The 16,661-nt window shown below is 68.4% G+C and carries 19 protein-coding genes and 1 tRNA gene; 15 read left to right on the top strand and 5 right to left on the bottom strand.

Annotated features, from left to right (window positions below):
• The first annotated feature begins 41 nt into the window (after positions 1–41).
• The 8 genes from MA875_RS05305 (at position 42) to MA875_RS05270 (ending at position 7,484) form a co-directional block, all read left to right on the top strand.
• Positions 42–947: a ParA family protein gene (locus tag MA875_RS05305; RefSeq protein WP_248240783.1), complete on the top strand. Its 906-nt coding sequence runs from the start codon at positions 42–44 to the stop codon at positions 945–947.
• The gene (locus tag MA875_RS05300) at positions 931–1,776 is read left to right on the top strand and encodes a segregation and condensation protein A (protein WP_248240782.1); all 846 of its coding nucleotides are present in this window, start codon (positions 931–933) and stop codon (positions 1,774–1,776) included. The genes MA875_RS05305 and MA875_RS05300 overlap by 17 nt, the downstream gene beginning before the upstream one ends.
• A 25-nt stretch (positions 1,777–1,801) precedes the next feature.
• Positions 1,802–2,389, top strand: coding sequence for an SMC-Scp complex subunit ScpB (gene scpB / locus MA875_RS05295; protein ID WP_248241347.1), 588 nt, complete (start codon positions 1,802–1,804; stop codon positions 2,387–2,389).
• Positions 2,386–3,150, top strand: coding sequence for a pseudouridine synthase (locus MA875_RS05290; RefSeq protein WP_248240780.1), 765 nt, complete (start codon positions 2,386–2,388; stop codon positions 3,148–3,150). The genes scpB and MA875_RS05290 overlap by 4 nt, the downstream gene beginning before the upstream one ends.
• Positions 3,147–4,280 (top strand): prephenate dehydrogenase, encoded by a 1,134-nt coding sequence (locus tag MA875_RS05285; protein ID WP_248240778.1) that lies wholly within the window; start codon positions 3,147–3,149, stop codon positions 4,278–4,280. Before MA875_RS05290 ends, MA875_RS05285 begins: the two co-directional genes overlap by 4 nt.
• The gene (cmk, locus tag MA875_RS05280) at positions 4,273–4,962 is read left to right on the top strand and encodes a (d)CMP kinase (protein ID WP_248240776.1); all 690 of its coding nucleotides are present in this window, start codon (positions 4,273–4,275) and stop codon (positions 4,960–4,962) included. The genes MA875_RS05285 and cmk overlap by 8 nt, the downstream gene beginning before the upstream one ends.
• Positions 4,952–6,505, top strand: coding sequence for a ribosome biogenesis GTPase Der (gene der, locus MA875_RS05275; protein WP_248240774.1), 1,554 nt, complete (start codon positions 4,952–4,954; stop codon positions 6,503–6,505). The genes cmk and der overlap by 11 nt, the downstream gene beginning before the upstream one ends.
• A gap of 64 nt (positions 6,506–6,569) precedes the next feature.
• Positions 6,570–7,484: an NUDIX domain-containing protein gene (locus MA875_RS05270; RefSeq protein WP_248240772.1), complete on the top strand. Its 915-nt coding sequence runs from the start codon at positions 6,570–6,572 to the stop codon at positions 7,482–7,484.
• A gap of 12 nt (positions 7,485–7,496) precedes the next feature.
• Here MA875_RS05270 and MA875_RS05265 read toward each other — a convergent pair whose 3' ends face one another.
• The 3 genes from MA875_RS05265 to MA875_RS05255 are packed head-to-tail and all read right to left on the bottom strand — an operon-like array spanning position 7,497 to position 9,187.
• Positions 7,497–8,084 carry a GNAT family N-acetyltransferase gene (locus MA875_RS05265; RefSeq protein WP_248240770.1) on the bottom strand — a complete coding sequence of 196 codons (588 nt, stop codon included), beginning with the start codon at positions 8,082–8,084 and terminating at the stop codon, positions 7,497–7,499.
• Positions 8,085–8,123: 39 nt separating this feature from the next.
• On the bottom strand, positions 8,124–8,492 hold the full coding sequence (locus MA875_RS05260) for an RNA-binding S4 domain-containing protein (protein ID WP_248240768.1): 369 nt from the start codon (positions 8,490–8,492) through the stop codon (positions 8,124–8,126).
• The gene (locus MA875_RS05255; protein ID WP_248240766.1) at positions 8,489–9,187 is read right to left on the bottom strand and encodes a lysoplasmalogenase; all 699 of its coding nucleotides are present in this window, start codon (positions 9,185–9,187) and stop codon (positions 8,489–8,491) included. Before MA875_RS05255 ends, MA875_RS05260 begins: the two co-directional genes overlap by 4 nt.
• A 97-nt stretch (positions 9,188–9,284) precedes the next feature.
• Between MA875_RS05255 and MA875_RS05250 the strand changes: the two genes are divergently transcribed.
• The 5 genes from MA875_RS05250 (at position 9,285) to MA875_RS05230 (ending at position 12,598) form a co-directional block, all read left to right on the top strand.
• Positions 9,285–9,358, top strand: a tRNA-Pro gene (locus MA875_RS05250).
• A gap of 182 nt (positions 9,359–9,540) precedes the next feature.
• Entirely contained in the window at positions 9,541–9,780 is a 240-nt protein-coding gene (locus MA875_RS05245; protein WP_248240765.1) for a helix-turn-helix transcriptional regulator, read from the top strand.
• A gap of 4 nt (positions 9,781–9,784) precedes the next feature.
• Positions 9,785–10,972, top strand: coding sequence for a tyrosine-type recombinase/integrase (locus MA875_RS05240; RefSeq protein WP_248240763.1), 1,188 nt, complete (start codon positions 9,785–9,787; stop codon positions 10,970–10,972).
• Between the two features lie 387 nt (positions 10,973–11,359).
• Positions 11,360–11,605 carry a hypothetical protein gene (locus MA875_RS05235; RefSeq protein ID WP_248240762.1) on the top strand — a complete coding sequence of 82 codons (246 nt, stop codon included), beginning with the start codon at positions 11,360–11,362 and terminating at the stop codon, positions 11,603–11,605.
• A gap of 570 nt (positions 11,606–12,175) precedes the next feature.
• Positions 12,176–12,598 (top strand): hypothetical protein, encoded by a 423-nt coding sequence (locus MA875_RS05230; RefSeq protein WP_248240761.1) that lies wholly within the window; start codon positions 12,176–12,178, stop codon positions 12,596–12,598.
• Positions 12,599–12,924: 326 nt separating this feature from the next.
• On the opposite strand, the gene MA875_RS05225 is transcribed toward MA875_RS05230, so the two are convergent.
• A complete protein-coding gene (locus tag MA875_RS05225) occupies positions 12,925–13,521 on the bottom strand; it encodes a DUF305 domain-containing protein (RefSeq protein WP_248240759.1) in 597 nt (198 codons plus the stop codon).
• Between the two features lie 301 nt (positions 13,522–13,822).
• Complete coding sequence (locus MA875_RS05220) at positions 13,823–15,346, bottom strand: SulP family inorganic anion transporter (RefSeq protein WP_248240755.1); 1,524 nt, start codon at positions 15,344–15,346, stop codon at positions 13,823–13,825.
• A gap of 180 nt (positions 15,347–15,526) precedes the next feature.
• Between MA875_RS05220 and MA875_RS05215 the strand changes: the two genes are divergently transcribed.
• Together MA875_RS05215 and MA875_RS05210 are read left to right on the top strand one after the other, a co-directional pair.
• Positions 15,527–15,898, top strand: a complete 372-nt coding sequence (locus MA875_RS05215) for a MerR family transcriptional regulator (RefSeq protein ID WP_248240753.1) — start codon at positions 15,527–15,529, stop codon at positions 15,896–15,898.
• 86 nt (positions 15,899–15,984) lie between these two features.
• Positions 15,985–16,473 (top strand): hypothetical protein, encoded by a 489-nt coding sequence (locus MA875_RS05210; RefSeq protein WP_248240751.1) that lies wholly within the window; start codon positions 15,985–15,987, stop codon positions 16,471–16,473.
• Positions 16,474–16,661 lie beyond the last annotated feature (188 nt).

The raw sequence follows: 16,661 nt of genomic DNA, 5'->3' as shown, positions 1-16,661 counted from the left end.
TCCACGGGCGCGGGGGCGCGCGTCGTTACAATCGATCAGACATGTCGGAAGTCAGGAGAGTCGTGGCCGGTAGCACGCGGAGCGCGAAGAAGGCCGCTGTCAGCGACGTCCCGATCGGTCCCACCGGTCGGCCCTACCAGGGGTTCCCGACGCCGCCGAAGCTCGATGGTCACGGTCCGGCACGGATCATCTCGCTCTGCAATCAGAAGGGCGGGGTCGGCAAGACCACCACGACCATCAACCTCGCCGCGGCGCTGGCCGGGTACGGGCGCCGTGTGCTCGCTGTGGACTTCGACCCGCAGGGCGCGCTGTCGGCGGGCCTGGGCATCCAGACCCACGAGATCCCGACGATCTACGACCTGCTGCTGGACACCAAGCGCGATCCTGGCGAGGTCATCGTCTCCACCCGGGTGGACAACCTCGACGTCCTCCCCGCCAACATCGACCTTTCGGCCGCCGAAGTGCACCTCGTCAACGAGGTCGCCCGGGAGACCACGCTCGCGCGGGTGCTGCGGAAGGTCTCGGCCGACTACGACGTCATCCTCGTGGACTGCCAGCCGTCACTCGGACTCCTGACGGTCAACGCGCTCACCGCGAGCCACGGCGTGCTCATCCCGCTGGAGTGCGAGTTCTTCGCCCTGCGCGGGGTGGCGCTCCTCATCGAGACCATCGACAAGGTGCGCGACCGCCTGAACCCGACGATCACGCTCGACGGGGTGCTCGCGACGATGTACGACGCGCGCACGCTGCACTCGCGCGAGGTGCTCGAGCGGGTGGTGGAGGCGTTCGGCGACGAGGTTCTCGAAACGGTCATCGGACGCACCGTGAAGTTCCCCGACGCCTCCGTGTCCGGGATGCCCATCACCGAGTTCGCGCCCGAGCACGCCGCGGCGCAGGCCTACCTGCGACTCGCGCGGGAGCTGGTCGCGCGTGGCGCCGTCGCCTGAGACCGTCCACGGTCCGGAGTCGTCGGCCGACACCCCCGGCGGGGCCGGGAACGGATTCCGCGTCTCTCTCGGCGTCTTCGACGGGCCCTTCGATCTTCTGCTGACCCTGATCTCCCAGCGCGAGCTCGACATCACCGAGGTCTCGCTCAGTGCCGTCACCGATGAGTTCATCGCCTATCTGCGTCAGCTCGACCCGGCTGAGGAGCTGGAGGAGGCCTCGGAGTTCCTGGTCGTGGCGGCGACGCTCCTGGACATGAAAGTGGCGGGGCTCCTTCCGCAGGGCGAGCTCGTCGACGCCGAGTCGGTGGCGCTGCTGGAGGCGCGCGATCTTCTGTTCGCCCGACTGCTGCAGTACCGCGCGTTCAAGCAGGTGTCGAGCTGGTTCGCCGAACGTCTGCAGGCGGAGGATCGCCGCCACGCGCGGGCTGTCAGGCTGGACGAGCGCTACCGGGCATCGACCCCCGAACTGGTCTGGACCCTCAGTGCCGCCGACTTCGCCGCCCTGGCACTGCTGGCGATGACACCGAAGGAGATCCCGGAGGTGCGTCTGGACCACCTGCACGCGCCCCTGGTCAGCATCCGCGAGCAGGCCGCTGTGGTGGTCGCGCTCCTGCGGAGCGCGGGTTCGCTGTCGTTCCGCGAGCTGATCGCCGGCGTCGATCAGCCCGGCGTGGTCGTCGCCCGCTTCCTCTCGGTGCTCGAGCTCTTCCGTCACGCCGCCCTGTCGTTCGAGCAGGTGGAGCCGCTCGGTGAGCTGACCCTGCGGTGGACCGCCGACCGCTGGAGCGACGAGAGCCTCGCGAGCCTGGGAGCCGACTATGACCGATGAGCAGACCATGACCGACGAGAAGACCATGACCGACGGGCAGACCGTGACCGAGTCCGTCTCGCCGGGGTCGGTGGCGCGTCGGCTGGAAGCCATCCTCCTGGTGGTGGAGGAGCCGCAGAGTCTGGTGAGCCTCGCCACCGCCGTGGGCGCGCCCGTCGCCGCGGTCCGGCAGGCCATCGAGTCGCTCGTCGACGACTACGACGGCAAGACCGGGGGGCCTCGCCGGGGCTTCGAACTGCGCGAAGTGGGCGGCGGGTGGCGGCTCTACGTCCGTGCCGAGCACGACGACCTCGTCAGCGACTTCGTCGGCGGCCAGGCGCCCGCGCGGCTGTCGCAGGCGGCCCTGGAAACCCTCGCTGTCATCGCCTACAAGCAGCCCGTCACCCGCGGCCAGGTCGCGGCGATTCGTGCGGTGAACGTCGACTCGGTCGTGCGCACCCTCCTCGCCCGTGGCCTCATCACCGAGGCCTTCACCGACCCCGACACCGGGGCGATCCACTACGAGACGACGGACGCGCTCCTGGTGAACCTCGGTATCAACTCCCTCGACGAGCTGCCGCCGATCTCGCCGCTGCTGGACGACGGCTCGGACGGCTTCGAGGACATCCGATGAGCGACACCACCGAACCGGGGACCGAGGGCGTGCGCCTGCAGAAGGCGCTGGCGAACGCCGGAGTGGCCTCCCGCCGGGTCGCCGAGCAGATGATCGTCGACGGTCGTGTGCGGGTCAACGGGCAGACGGTGACCGAACTCGGCTCGCGGGTCGACCCCGAAGCCGATCTCATCGACGTCGACGGCGTCGCGGTGCAGCTGGACCAGTCTCGGCGCTACGTCATGCTCAACAAGCCGCGCGGGGTCGTCAGCTCCCTCAAAGACGATCGTGGACGGCCCGATCTGCGCACCTTCACCTCCGCGTGGCCGGAGCGCCTGTACAACGTCGGCCGGCTCGACGCCGACACCAGCGGTCTGCTCGTGCTCACGAACGACGGCGCGCTCGCGCACATCCTGGCCCACCCGTCGTTCGGGGTGACGAAGGTCTACGTCGCCAAGGTCGCCGGGCGGGTCACCCCCCAGACGATCGCCCGGATCACCCGCGGCGTCGAGCTCGAGGACGGGCCCATCGCGGCGGACAGGGCCCGGCTGCTGTCCTCCTCTCCGTCGGAGGGCGAGTCCCTCGTCGAGCTCACGCTCCATTCGGGGCGCAATCGCATCGTGCGGCGCATGATGGCCGAGGTCGGACACCCCGTTCTGGAACTTGTACGGCGGCAGTTCGGGCCCCTGCACCTGGGAACCCTCGCCGTAGGACAGGCCCGGGAGTTGACTACAGTGGAACGCGGTGCGCTTCTGACCCTGTCGCGCCAGGAGAATCCGTGACCCTCGAGAACAGCTCTGCCGCGCGCCCGGCCCCGCCGCTCGCGCCGCGGGTTCAGGGGACGGTCCGCATCGTCGGCTCGGGACTGCTCGGGGCGAGCATCGGGCATGCGCTCCGCGCCCTTGGCGTGGACGTCGCACTCGATGACACCTCCCCGTCGCAGTTGCGCCTGGCGATCGATTACGGTGCCGGGCGCGCGGCCCGCGACGACGACGACCCGGCGCTCATCGTCGTGGCGGTGCCGCCCGATGTCACCGCCGACGTCATCGAGAGGGAGCTGCGTCGCCACCCCCAGGCCGTCGTGACGGATGTCGCGAGCGTCAAGCTCGAGCCGCTTCGCCGCCTCCGGGAGCGCGGGGTCGACCTGACCCACTACATCGGGTCCCACCCACTGGCCGGACGGGAGCGGGGCGGTGCGATCGCCGCCCGCGCCGACATCTTCGTCGGCCGCCCGTGGGTGGTGTGCCGGGACGAGGAGACCCCCGCCCGCGACCTCGCCCTCGTCGAGGGGCTCGCCCTGGATCTGGGGGCGACGCCGCTGGAGATGACCCCCGAGGAGCACGACGCCGCCGTCGCACTCATGTCGCACGTTCCCCAGCTGATCGCGAGCCTCCTGGCGGCCCGCTTCGTCGACGCCCCCGACGGCTTCCTCCGCCTCGCCGGTCAGGGCGTCCGCGACACGACGCGCATCGCCGCCTCGGCGCCCGAGCTGTGGGTGCAGATCCTCGGTGCGAACGCCGCGCCCGTGGCATCCGTCCTCGATGCCGTCGCCGGCGACCTCGCCGACGTGGCGGACGCCCTGCGCGCCCCGGAGGCGCCCGGTGCTCGCCGCTCGATCGCCGACACGATCAAGCGGGGCAACGAGGGGGTCGAACGCCTGCCCGGCAAGCACGGGCAGAACCGACGCTTCGAGACCGTCGTCGTCATGGTCGATGACCGCCCGGGGCAGCTCGGTCGGCTGTTCGGCGACCTCGGCGACCTCGAGGTGAACGTCGAAGATCTGCGGCTGGAGCATTCGCCGGGGGCGCTGTTCGGCCTCGCCGAGATCAGCGTCGCGCCCAGCGCCGTCCGCCCTGCGATCGCGGGGCTGGAGTCCCGCGGCTGGAAGATTGCGAGCACCACCCATGACTGAGCCCCTCGTCGTCGCCATCGACGGCCCCGCGGGAAGCGGGAAATCGAGTGTGTCCAAGGAGGTGGCCCGGCGCCTCGGCTTCGGCTACCTCGACACCGGCGCCGCGTACCGCGCGCTGGCCTGGCATGCCCTCGAGCACGGTGCCGACACCTCCGACTCCACCGCGGTGCTCGAGGTCGCGGGCGACTTCGACTACGACATCTCCCTCGATCCCGAGGACTACTGGGTCCGCGTCGGCCCGACCGACGTCACGGCCGCGATCCGCGAGCAGCGTGTCACCGACGCCGTGAGCGGCGTCGCCAGGGTCGCGCCGGTCCGACGCTCCGTCAACGCCCTCTTCCGTGGGCTGATCGCCGGTTCGCACAGACCCGGGGTGGTCGTCGAGGGCCGCGACATCACCACTGTGGTCGCCCCCGACGCCCCCGTCCGGATCCTCCTCACCGCCGCTCCCGAGGTGCGCGCGGCGCGCCGATCCGCCGAACTCGACGCCGACGACGTCGCCCGGGTCGCGGCATCCCTGGAACGGCGCGACTCAGCCGACAGCACGGTCGTCGACTTCCTCACCGCCGCCCCCGGGGTGACGGTGATCGATTCGACCGACCTCGATTTCGCACAGACCGTCGACGCCGTCCTCGGCGTCGTGCGCTCGCTCGTGGAGACGGGAGTTTCCGATGTCCGATGACACGCGTCCCACCGACGCCCCTTCCGAGGACGGGGAGTACGCCGGGGGAGACGACCACCTCGCCGAGACCCTCGCCGACATCGACGACGACCTCGCCGAGCAGCGCGCGGCGACGCTGCGCGCGAGCCTGTCGGACTACGATCTCGAGGACGAGGATGCGGCGCTCCTGGCCGGTCTTCTCGACGAGGGCGATGGGGTGGAATACCTCCCGGCCCTGCCGGTCGTCGCCATCGTCGGCCGCCCGAACGTCGGCAAGTCCGCGCTCGTGAATCGCATCCTCGGTCGCCGCGAGGCCGTCGTGGAGGACACCCCCGGGGTCACGCGCGACCGGGTGACGTACAAGGCCGAGTGGATGGACCGCCGGTTCTCGATCGTCGACACCGGAGGGTGGGAGCCCGACGCGCGAGGGATCGATGCGTCGGTCGCCGCCCAGGCCGAGATCGCCATCGAGCTGTGCGATGTCGTCATGTTCGTCGTCGACGCCATGGTCGGGGCGACCTCGACCGATGAGCACGTCGTGAAGCTGCTGCGCAAGAGCGGCAAGCCCGTCTTCCTCGTCGCTAACAAGATCGACGATGCCCGGCAGGAGCCCGAGGCCGCCGCCCTGTGGAACCTGGGGCTCGGCGAGCCCCACCCCGTGTCGGCCATCCACGGCCGGGGGGTCGCCGACCTCCTCGACGAGATGATGAAGGTGCTGCCGGAGGTCTCGGCGGTGGCGAAGCAGGAGATCGGCGGGCCGCGTCGCGTGGCGATCCTCGGCCGGCCGAACGTCGGCAAGTCGTCGCTGCTGAACAAGGCGGCCGGCGAGGAGCGCGTCGTCGTGAACGAGCTCGCGGGAACGACCCGCGACCCCGTCGACGAGGTCGTCGAGCTCGGGGGGAAGCTCTGGCGATTCGTCGACACGGCGGGCATCCGACGCCGCGTGCACCTCCAGCAGGGCGCGGACTTCTACGCGTCGCTGCGGACGTCGGCGGCGCTGGAGAAGGCGGAGGTCGCCGTCGTCGTGCTCGACGTCTCGGAATCGCTCAGCGAGCAGGATGTCCGCATCATCGACCTCGTGCTGGAGTCGGGGCGCGCCCTGGTCCTGGCGTTCAACAAGTGGGACCGCCTGAACGACGTCGATCTCGAGAACGCCGATCGCCGCCGCTATCTGGAGCGCGAGATCGAGCAGGACCTCGCTCACGTCGCCTGGGCGCCGCGCGTGAACATTTCCGCCCGCACGGGGCGCCACCTGGACAAGCTCGTGCCGGCGCTGGAGACCGCGCTGGCGTCGTGGGATCAGCGCATCTCGACGGGCAAGTTCAACGCCTTCCTCTCCGAGCTCGTCGCCGAGCACCCGCATCCGGTCCGCGGCGGCAAGCAGCCCCGCATCCTGTTCGGAACCCAGGCGTCGACCCGCCCGCCGACGTTCGTGCTGTTCACCACGGGGTTCCTCGATCCCGGGTATCGCCGGTTCATCCAGCGGCGCCTCCGGGAGCTCTACGGGTTCGAGGGCACGCCGATCGTGCTGAACATGCGGGTGCGGGAGCGTCGTCAGCGCTGAGAGGGCGTGACCTCCGATGACGGCCGCGGGGCCACGGGGTGTGTCGCTGTGACAGGCTGAGAGGGTGACGATCCAACCCCCGGCCCCCGGCGAGCCGCGCCGTCCGAGCGGGCCGCGCGACCCGGGTGATGCCTGGGTGGTGACCGAGTCGGGCGAGCGCTACTGGGGTCGCTTCGGTGCGGCGGGGCTCCTCGCGGTCGACCCGCAACGCGGCGTCCTGCTGCAGCACCGTGTCGGATGGAGTCACTTCGGGGGCACCTGGGGGCTCCCGGGCGGGGCGCGGCATCAGGGGGAGGATGCCACCGATGCGGCGCTGCGCGAAGCGCGTGAGGAGGCCGGGGTCCCCGCCGGCGCGGTCCGTCCGCGATTCGTCAGCGTGCTCGACCTGGAGGTGTGGACCTACACGACGGTCGTCGCCGAGGTGACGGCGCCCTTCGAACCGGTCATCGCCGATCCCGAGAGCCTCGATCTCGGATGGGTCGGGGTCGACGAGGTGGAGGACTACCCGCTGCATCCCGGCTTCGGGGCGGCCTGGCCGTCGTTGCGCGAGCACCTGCAGACACGACCCACCCTGATCGTCGATGTGGCCAACGTCGTCGGTGCGGTTCCCGACGGCTGGTGGCGCGATCGCGCGGGGGCGGCGGACCGCATGCTCCGCCGCCTGCGGCACCTCGTCGACGCCGGCGTCGACGCGGAGGCGCTCGACCTCTGGGGCGATGTGTGGTTTCCCCGCGTCATCGCAGTCGTGGAGGGCGAGGCGCGGCGCGCGCCGGTGCCGGCGGGACTCGAGGTCGTCCGCGCTTCCCAGGCTGGGGACGACGAGATTGTCGCGACGGCGGCGGCCGCCGCGGCCCGCGGCGAAGCGGTGACCGTGATCACGAGCGATCGCGAACTCGGGGCACGCGTGGGCGCTGTCGGTGCGGCCAGTCGCGGCGCCCGATGGCTGCTCGACCGCCTGCCGGGCGAGGTGAGCTCATAGCGGGACGGCGGGTCAGCGGGCCGCGTCGGAGACGGTGAGCGCGACGATCGCGCTGTCGGGTCGGGGGCGGGCGACCACCTCGAAACCCGCATGCTCGAAGACCGAGACGGTGCCGTGATAGAGATCGTTCGCTCCGCGCCTTCTCACCGTCGGGTCGAGGGGATAGCCCTCGATGACCCGCGCACCCTGGGCCCGGGCGTGTGAGACGGCGGCGTCGAGGAGATCCCGCATGAGACCCTCGCCGCGATGCTCCCGCCGGATCGCGAAGCAGGTGACGGCCCAGACCGAGGAGTCTTCGAGGGGCTCGCGGGAGTGGGCGACGATCGCCCGGGTGCGCGCGATGCGCGTCTGGGCGGGCCGGGGGCCGACTCTGACCCAGCCGGCCGCCTCGCCGTCCCGGTAGGCGATGAGGCCCGGCGCCACCGGGGCCGACAGGTCGTCGCGCAGCATCCGCTTCTTGTCCTCCTTCGTCAAGGAGGCGAAATCGGAGGGGCGGACCATCCACCACTGGCACAGGCAGCTCGGCCCGTCACCGTGGGCGATGGCGCGCACGGCGTCGTCGTGGCGGTCGGATGTGGCGGGCAGGATCTCGACGCTCATGGGGTGACGGTAGCGGCAGCCGTCGACATCCGCAGCAGATCAGCGGCCGCGCAGTCGGTCGAGGTCGCGTCGTTCGCGCTTCGTCGGCCGCCCGGCGCCGCGGTCGCGCACCGGGACGGAGCCGGCGAGCTCCCGCGGGGGCGGGGGCGGTGTGCGGTCTTCGAAGGCGGATGCGGCGACAGCGGCGCCGACGCGCTTGGAGATCGTTTGGCGCACCACCAGGATGCGGTCGAACCCCTGGATCCGCACGCGCAGCTCGTCGCCGGCCCGCACCTGCACTGCAGCCTTGGCCCGTTCGCCGTTGACGCGGACATGCCCCGCTCGGCACGCCGTCGTCGCAGCCGAGCGGGTCTTGTAGATGCGGATCGCCCACAACCAGGCATCGACCCGCGCGGTATCCGCCGTCATCTCGGGCCTCCGCGGGCGGCGGAGGAGACCGCCCGCACCACGCCGAGCGCGATGAGCCCCTGTCCGACGGCGTACGTGAGCATCACCAGCGGGCCGGTCACGGCCGTCGGCGCGTCGGGCCAGAACAGGTCGAAGGCGAGGATCGAGTCGGAGGTGAGGAAGAATGCCCCGCCCACGGCGATCATCGCCCGTGCGCGGGATGCGGCGACCGCGGTGCCGCCGAGAACCAGGCCGTAGACCGCCACGGGAAGCAGAAGCGCTCCGAGATGCGGCCACAGCACCGCGAGGAGCGCTCCCCACCAGACGGCGTACACGAGGGCCCACGCGGGCACCGGGTCACGCGACAGGAAGCGCCAGAACAGCACGATGTAGGCCACGTGCGCCAGGCCGAAGCAGAGGAGCATCATCGGGACGGTCGGGGCGAAGGGGAAGAACGTGCCTGCGCCGTCTCCGAGCCACGACAGGCCGAGCGCGATGAGGAGCAGGATGCCGGGGGTGCGCGCGATCGCGCCGCGAAGGGCCCAGACGACGCCGACCGCCAGGAGCGGCATGAGGAGGAGTTTGGTCGGCGCGGCGACGGCGGACGCACCGGCCGCCAGCGAGATGACGTGGACGGCGGCGACCAGCGCGTACGGAGCGAACGGCAGCAGGGTGTGGCCGAGTGCCGTGGGCGGGGAAGTCCGCGTCGAGGCCATGGTGGGAGAGTACCCGGCGCAGGGTGCTCGCGCGCGTTCGCGAGCGCTCCGACGAGCCGGTAGGATGGGGGAGTTGTCCGCGCTTCGGCGGGGACATCGGGATGTGGCGCAGCTTGGTAGCGCACTTGACTGGGGGTCAAGGGGTCGCAGGTTCAAATCCTGTCATCCCGACCGGAAAGTCCCGGGAACCTAAGGGTTCCCGGGACTTCTTAGTTGGTGAAACTTGATCACGTCATCGCAATGCCATCAAATTGACCGCTCTGGCGCACTCTCGCGGCGCGAAGCCTCGACTGACTCGGCTTCGCTCCGGTTGCCTCCGAATGGTGGGGCAACGACCTGCGCACCTTATCGGCATGGACACGGTAGACAACCTGACGCTAGAGCTCTGGGGGCTGGAGAGACTCCTCAATATCAACGAGCTCGCGGCCTATCTTCGCGTCCCGGTGTCGACCATCTACGAGTGGCGTACGAAGGGGCAGGCGCCTCTCGCGCATCGCTACGGCAAGCATCTGACATTCGCGGCCACGGACGTGCGGGCCTGGGTCGACGCGCACCGGGAGACGGGTGGTCCGCCGCCCGCCGCCTCGCGGTGACACGATGAGCCGCGCACGCCTCGCGATCGGCACGTTCGGCGAGATCGGGTTCCTTGCCACCGGACCCGGTCGCGTGATTGCCCGAGCTCGATATCGCGATTGGGATGGCCGGACCAGGCTCGTGCAGGTCTCCGCAGGGACGCGCACGCTTGCCGAGCGCGCACTGAAAGAAAAGCTCTCAACGCGGAGCGTCTTTCAGCCCACGACATCGGTGCTCACGCCCGACAGCCTGTTCTCACATCTCGTGGACTACTGGCTTGAGGACCTGGATCAGGAGGGTCGTCTCTCCACGGCGACACGGCAGCTGTACGAGCGCAATATGCGAACGCTCGTCATGCCGGCGATCGGCAATCTGACGCTGCGTGAGATCGGTGTCGCGCGCTGCGACCAACTCCTCAAGCAGCTGAACAAGTGGAGCTACAGCCGAGCAAAGCATGCGCGCGTGGTACTTCGCCTGGCGTTCGGCCTCGCTGTCCGTCACGAGGTCCTGTCGCGTAATCCGATGGACCATGTCGCTCGACTGAATCGGCAGACAACCACACCTGACGCACTCACGCCGGTCGAAGTGACGGCGATCCGCACGGCGATCGCCGTGTGGGAGAGCGGTCGTGCGATCTCAGGGCCGAAGCCGGATGGACAGCTCGGTGGAATCGTCGAGGTCATGCTCGGAACATCCGCCCGAATCGGCGAAGTGCTCGCGATTCGACGTCGTGATGTTGACATCACGAGCGCGGTGCCGTCGATTCGCATCGCGGGCACGATTGTCAGCAACAAGGGTGAGCCGACCCAGCGGCAGGATCACCCGAAGACCGCGAAGTCGCGACGCACTATCGCGATTCCGACTTTCACGGCCGAGGCCGTCCGTCGGCGTCTGGCTAGTCTCAGTGATCCGGCGTTGGACGCTCTGCTCTTCTGCAGCAGGGAGGGCACCCCGTTGACCACGAACAATGTGCGGCGCCAACTTCGACGAGTCATGGAGATCGCCGGCATCACCGGAGTCACGCCGCACGCGTTCCGCCGCACGGTCGCGACAGCGATCAACGAACAGGCGGGCGTGGAGCTTGCGGCAGAGCTGTTGGGCCACACGGATCCCAAGATCACCATCCAGCATTACATTCGTCGAAACGAGATGGTGAACCCCTCCACTGCCGAGATGCTCGACCGCGCCTTCTCCAAGGATCAGCCGACCTGAGAAGGCGGCCTGTGGTCACTGCGCTTGCTCCGTCGCGCCCCAACTCGCGATTGGCCCGCCGTTTGGCCCGTGGTTCCGGAGGGACTCGCCGTGGACCCGCTCGCACGCAACGCGGAGAGTCGAGGACCAGCCGATTACTTCGCCCCGAAAGCTGACGCGGTAGCGAACTGTAGTGGCGTTGAGTCGAGAGCTCGATCGTGCCGTACACGCGGTCGCACGTGTCTATTGAGGTCCAGGTGCCCGTCGGACCTTCCTGCGCTGCGAGCAGCGGGTGCCATAGGTGCGATTCGGTCATTGGGCATCCTCCGGCCGAACACGCATGAGAGTAAACCGACCAACAGACATCGCCGTGCGAGCGGTTGGGCGCGGGGTGCGCACCTTGATGCCATGAGCGATCGTGAGCGCGCTGACGCTGTCTTGGAGCACGTGGCTGTGCTCGCGTTCCTGTACTACCCCGGCATCGAGGTGGATGATCCGAGCTATAGCCTCGCCGATGACATCGAATGGTGTCTCGTGCGGCTCGGTAACGTGTCCGACGTTCAGCGCGAACGGATGGGCGCGCTCTTCGTGCGAGCGATCACCGACCCGACCGCCACGCGCGAGGAGTTGTTCACGGCGCTCGCCGAGCTTTGACGGCGTGCTCATGGTGGATCCGATATGAGTGACGGACACCCGAGCGACGAGGAGCGTGCAGCGCGCCTGGCCCGACAGCGGAAGGCATAGAACGAGGCCCACCCGACGTATTACGCCGAGTACCGCGAGCGGAACCGAGAGGACATCCGCCGCAAGAACCGCGAACGCGAACGCGATCGTGCTCAACGCGCGCGGGAGGAGAAGGCGCGACGCCAGAAGCAGATCGATCGCGCGAAGGCCTGGGCTAAGGAACACCCGGAGGAACGCCAGCAGGCGCGCGAGCGGTACAAGCAGAAGCATCTCGAGGCGTACAAGCAGGCTCAGCGCGATTACTACTACCGGAACCGTGAGGCTATCGCTGAGCGCCGGCGCGCTCGCGAGGCTGCCGATCCGGAGAAGGCGAACGAGGCGCGCCGCCGGGCGGTCGAGCGTGCCCGGGAGGCCGGCCGCGATTCGACCTGGTCGCCCACTCCAGATCAGCGGGCGACATATCGCGAGCGTGAGAACGCGGCGCGGCGCCAGGCGCGTCGTCGCGCCCGTGCTGGGCTGCCCGAACGCCAGCTACACCGCGTGCACGCGCCGGAGCGACGTCACAACGATGCCGCGGCGGACGCCTTCTTCGCGCAGAAGCGCACCGGTGAAGACATCGCCCGTATCAGAAATCAGGACGAGCCGACCTCTCCGGATCTTGTGCACGCGTGGCAGGAGCGTTCGGAGAACCGACGTGTTGCGCGTGAGATCCTCGCGATCGCCGATCAGTACTTCGCCGATCACGAGGTGGAGTTGAGGGCACGGGTCGCCGAGGTATCCCGCGCGCGCTTCCGGGGCGGGATGCTGCCGCTCGACGTTTACACGGAGCCACGCCGTCACGCTCTCGAGTTCGCAAGCCGGGGCTATCTGCGCGCCAACGCCGCCTCCCCGACATCATCGCTGACGATCTTTCGCTGGCTCACGACCGATTATGCGCAACGGCGACCCGACATGGCGCTTTGATCGATCCCCATTCGGGCATTGCGCGGTTGCGGTGGCTTCCGGGCAGCGCGGAACTATGTCGGCTCAGTAGTGCGGATGAGGCCGCAGTTCAGACATGACCAGGCGACGATGAACTTCTCGTCGTCGAGGACCTCGAAGGACATCCGGTCTCCGCACGTTGGGCAGGCCATGGTGTCTGGCGGCGCCTCTTGCATGCGCCCAGCCTAGAGACGGTTGCTCCCTTCGATCCGCTCGCGCGCGAACACGAAGGGGGCGTTCGCGAGGAATCGCCTGCCTCGGCGCGGTGACCGCGTATACCTTCAGTCGCCATTGGGGCGGGCGCGTTGTTACTCGGTGGGGCAGGTGCGATCAGCCGAGCGGGTGAAGTGCGGCACCCGCCGATCGGCGGCGTCCTCGGGAGTTGTCGCCACGCCGTTTTCGGCGATGTCCTTGATCAGCCAGTCCATCTCGAGGATCTCTCGCCGCTGCGCTTCGCTGATGCCGACCGCTAGCTGGCAGACGCGAAGGTCCTGGATCTGCGCCCGTTCGGACCGCGTGATCGCGAGGGAGTGGTGGGGAATCATCCCCTGCATGAAGTCGGTGTCGTCGACAATGACCTGCGAGCGATCCAGGGCAATGCCGCCGCCGATGAGGAGCAGGCTGACGGCGACGACGGCGATGTTCGCTTTCCAGTTCTTGTACATGTGCAGCATCCAGGCCAGCATGACCACGCCCATCGTGCCCCCCATTGTCAGCGCCATGAACACGCGGCTCTCGCTGAACCTGACGTGGGACCACTCCCAGGAGCCTGCGAACATGACCCAATACATGACCACCATGCCGGTCAGGGCCATCGCTGCAAAACGCAGGTACATCTTGACCGTGTCTTCGCGTTTCTGCTTCTGGTCTGCGGCACGGTCGTTGCTGTCTCGGCTTGAAGACATGGATCACTCCTCTTCCCGTTGCGGATAGGTGCGCCACAACGACCATGCGCGTCCACACATCGGAGCGGCAGACCGTTGCGGGTCGACGTGACATGAGGTATCCCGGCTGCGAGATCGGTGACCTGAACACCTGGGTGCTCGACGGAGATCCGGATCGCGGCGTTGTGGTCGCCGTGGTGGACGACCCGGCATCGCCCGAGCACCGACTCTCTCGACGCGCGTGCTGATCGCGACGCCGCCTCCTCTTTCGCGCGCACCGTCCCAGCAGGACGCCTAGCTCCGATCCCCTGAGGGCGGGTGGTCAGTGGCCAGCGCCGAGCCCGCCGGTGAGGCGTCCGTGGAGTTTGGTGGTGGCGTCGTTCATGCCTTCGAGGATGACGTCCTTTTGGAGGTGCTCGTATTTGGTGACGATCGCGTCGAGAGCGGCGACGGTGGACGCGTCCCAGATGTGCGATTGGGACATGTCGATGATGACGCGGTCGGGGTCGTGGGTGTATTCGAACTGAGTGGTGAGGTCGTTGCTGGAGGCGAAGAACAGTTCACCGTCGACGGAGTAGCGGACGGTGGGGACGTCTGCTTCTTTGTCGATCCGTCGGGTGACGGTGACGAAGTGAGCGACACGACGGGCAAAGAGCACCATGGCCGCGAGGACTCCGGCACCGACGCCGATGGCGAGGTTGTGCGTGCACACCGTGATCAGCACCGTGATCAGCATCACCGCGGTCTCGCTCTTGGGCATCCGCTTCAGCGTCGACAGGCGGACACTGTGCCAATCGAAGGTGGCGACCGAGACCACGATCATCACCGCGACAAGCGCAGCCATCGGGATCACGGCAACGACATCGCCCAGGACCAGGACCAGGATCAGCAGGAAGACGCCGGCGAGGAAGGTTGAGATCCGTGTCCGGGCGCCAGAGGCCTTGACGTTGATCATGGTCTGGCCGATCATCGCGCAGCCGCCCATGCCGCCGAAGACTCCGGAGAGGATGTTCGCCGCGCCCTGGCCGAAGGCTTCGCGGGTCTTCCGGGAGTGGGTGTCGGTGATCTCATCGACCAGCTTCGCCGTCATAAGTGACTCGAGCAGACCGACGATCGCCATCGCCGCAGCGTACGGGGCGATGATCCCGAGCGTCTCGAGCGTGAGAGGCACATTCGGGATGAACAGCTCCGGCAGGCTCTGCGGCAGGTCGCCCTGGTCGCCGACGGTGGGGACGTTGAGAGTGAACACAACCGCGGCGGCGGTGAGCAGCACGATCGCCACCAGCGGAGCGGGGATCACTTTGGTGAACCGAGGCATGAGGTACATGATCAGCAGCCCGACGACCACGAGTGGGTAGACCAGCCAGGGCACGCCGATCAGCTGCGGGAACTGGGAGATGAAGATCAGGATAGCCAGGGCGTTGACGAACCCGACCATCACGCTGCGGGGGATGAAGCGCATCAGCTTCGCCACGCCGAGCACGGCCAGGACGACCTGGATCAGACCGCCCAGGAGCACGGTGGCGATGAAGTAGTCCATCCCGTACTCGCGCGCCACGGGTGCGATCACGAGCGCGATCGCGCCGGTCGCGGCGGTGATCATCGCGGGCCGTCCGCCGAGGAACGAGATCGCAACGGCCATCACGAAGGAGGAGAACAACCCGACCCGCGGGTCCACGCCCGCGATGATCGAGAACGCGATGGCTTCGGGGATGAGCGCGATCGCGACAACGAGCCCGGCGAGGACTTCGCGGGTCAGGATGCGGGGGCTGCGGAAGGCCTGCATCACGGTGGGTTCGATGCGGTAGCGGGTCTTGGGATCTTGAACGGGGATGACGTCAGTCATGGCACTCCAAGCGGGAGGATGGGGCTGTCAGGGTGAAAGCCGGAGGGGAGCGCACCGGTGCGCCAGAATGCCGAGCATGGTCGGCGGGAGAGAATTGGGGAGTACGACCAAGAAATGATCGAACGCCACGAAGACTACCGTAACGTGAGAGTTGGTCGCCAATCGGATGGAGCCGCTGACATGACCGCCACCATGACGATGCACATCGGAGAGCTCGCCGAACGCACCGGACTGTCACTGCGTACCATCCGCCACTACGACGAGATCGGCATTCTCAAGCCCACCGGCCGCACGGAAGGCGGATTCCGTCTCTACACCGCCGAAGACGAATCACGCCTCCTCCTGATCCGACGTATGAAGCCGCTCGGATACTCCCTCGAAGAGACGGGGCAACTACTCGAGCTGATCGACGCGCTGACCGAGAACCCCGGTGATGAGGGCTTGCGTGACCGACTGGAGCTCGTGCGTGCCGAGGCGAACGAGCGTCGCGATCGGCTGCGCGCTCAGCTCGAGGCCGCCGACGACTTCCTCGAGCAACTCGGCCGCCGCTGACCATTCCCCCCTCCAGGTTGACCGGTCCAGCCAACGACCATCCTGCTGCCGTAATCTCTTCCGTAACGTGAGATTGGGAGGTCGGTGTGGCGACAGAGGACAAGCATCCCCTTCAGCAGGAGGACTACCACCTGGTCCAGGACTACATGATCACCAAGGCGGTGATGTGCCTGGCCACCAACGCCAGCCTGACCGAGTGGGAACACGAGATCACCGGCATGCAGGTAGCGTCCGGTGAGCAGTGGCTCCGACGAAACGCCATGCTCTTCGACTACACCCTGGCGCGCATCCTCGCCGCCTACGGCAGGGACGCGCACCTTGCCGAAGCCGACCTAGCCGGCCCGACCGAAGCATTCGTCCGCCGCTTCGTCGCCGCCGTCGCTGCGCAAAATCAGAGCAGCGCCGAAGAGCTCTGGGTGACGGCTAATGAGAATGCGGCCCGACTCACCGGGACCCGCATGCGCTCAACTACCCCACTCCTGATCAGGGTTCGCCAGACAGCCCAACACCTCGAGACGCACCTGGACCTTCACCAGGTTCCCGACGAGTACTTTCCCCCGCAGTTCGTCTCATAGTCTCCACCTACGCTTCGCCAGACGGTCCTGAGCGGGCGCTGAGTCCGTCGGGCGCGAAGGACCAATCCGCATGTGCGTCCGAGTTCAGCGCGAACGCATTGTCAGCGCGTTGGACGGCACGTTCTTCGTGGGGGTGGCGCGCGCCGGCTCTAGCCAGGTCCCACCGGACTCATGATGGAGGACAACGC

Origin of the sequence: Microbacterium kunmingense (assembly GCF_023155745.1) — a bacterium.
In the GTDB taxonomy this organism is placed as follows: Bacteria; Actinomycetota; Actinomycetes; order Actinomycetales; family Microbacteriaceae; genus Microbacterium; species Microbacterium kunmingense.
The sequence above is the reverse complement of the archived record's forward strand: the minus strand, read 5'-3'. Positions and strand labels throughout refer to the sequence as shown.

What these genes read in the sequence shown, in the direction of transcription:
- MA875_RS05235 (WP_248240762.1), top strand. Translation starts at nt 11,360, where the DNA reads ATGAGCGATCGTGAGCGCGCTGACGCTGTCTTGGAGCACGTGGCTGTG.
- der (WP_248240774.1), top strand. Translation starts at nt 4,952, where the DNA reads ATGTCCGATGACACGCGTCCCACCGACGCCCCTTCCGAGGACGGGGAG.
- MA875_RS05240 (WP_248240763.1), top strand. Translation starts at nt 9,785, where the DNA reads ATGAGCCGCGCACGCCTCGCGATCGGCACGTTCGGCGAGATCGGGTTC.
- MA875_RS05290 (WP_248240780.1), top strand. Translation starts at nt 2,386, where the DNA reads ATGAGCGACACCACCGAACCGGGGACCGAGGGCGTGCGCCTGCAGAAG.
- MA875_RS05255 (WP_248240766.1), bottom strand. Translation starts at nt 9,187, where the DNA reads ATGGCCTCGACGCGGACTTCCCCGCCCACGGCACTCGGCCACACCCTG.
- MA875_RS05305 (WP_248240783.1), top strand. Translation starts at nt 42, where the DNA reads ATGTCGGAAGTCAGGAGAGTCGTGGCCGGTAGCACGCGGAGCGCGAAG.
- MA875_RS05245 (WP_248240765.1), top strand. Translation starts at nt 9,541, where the DNA reads ATGGACACGGTAGACAACCTGACGCTAGAGCTCTGGGGGCTGGAGAGA.
- MA875_RS05215 (WP_248240753.1), top strand. Translation starts at nt 15,527, where the DNA reads ATGACCGCCACCATGACGATGCACATCGGAGAGCTCGCCGAACGCACC.
- MA875_RS05220 (WP_248240755.1), bottom strand. Translation starts at nt 15,346, where the DNA reads ATGACTGACGTCATCCCCGTTCAAGATCCCAAGACCCGCTACCGCATC.
- MA875_RS05260 (WP_248240768.1), bottom strand. Translation starts at nt 8,492, where the DNA reads ATGACGGCGGATACCGCGCGGGTCGATGCCTGGTTGTGGGCGATCCGC.
- MA875_RS05225 (WP_248240759.1), bottom strand. Translation starts at nt 13,521, where the DNA reads ATGTCTTCAAGCCGAGACAGCAACGACCGTGCCGCAGACCAGAAGCAG.
- cmk (WP_248240776.1), top strand. Translation starts at nt 4,273, where the DNA reads ATGACTGAGCCCCTCGTCGTCGCCATCGACGGCCCCGCGGGAAGCGGG.
- MA875_RS05265 (WP_248240770.1), bottom strand. Translation starts at nt 8,084, where the DNA reads ATGAGCGTCGAGATCCTGCCCGCCACATCCGACCGCCACGACGACGCC.
- scpB (WP_248241347.1), top strand. Translation starts at nt 1,802, where the DNA reads ATGACCGACGGGCAGACCGTGACCGAGTCCGTCTCGCCGGGGTCGGTG.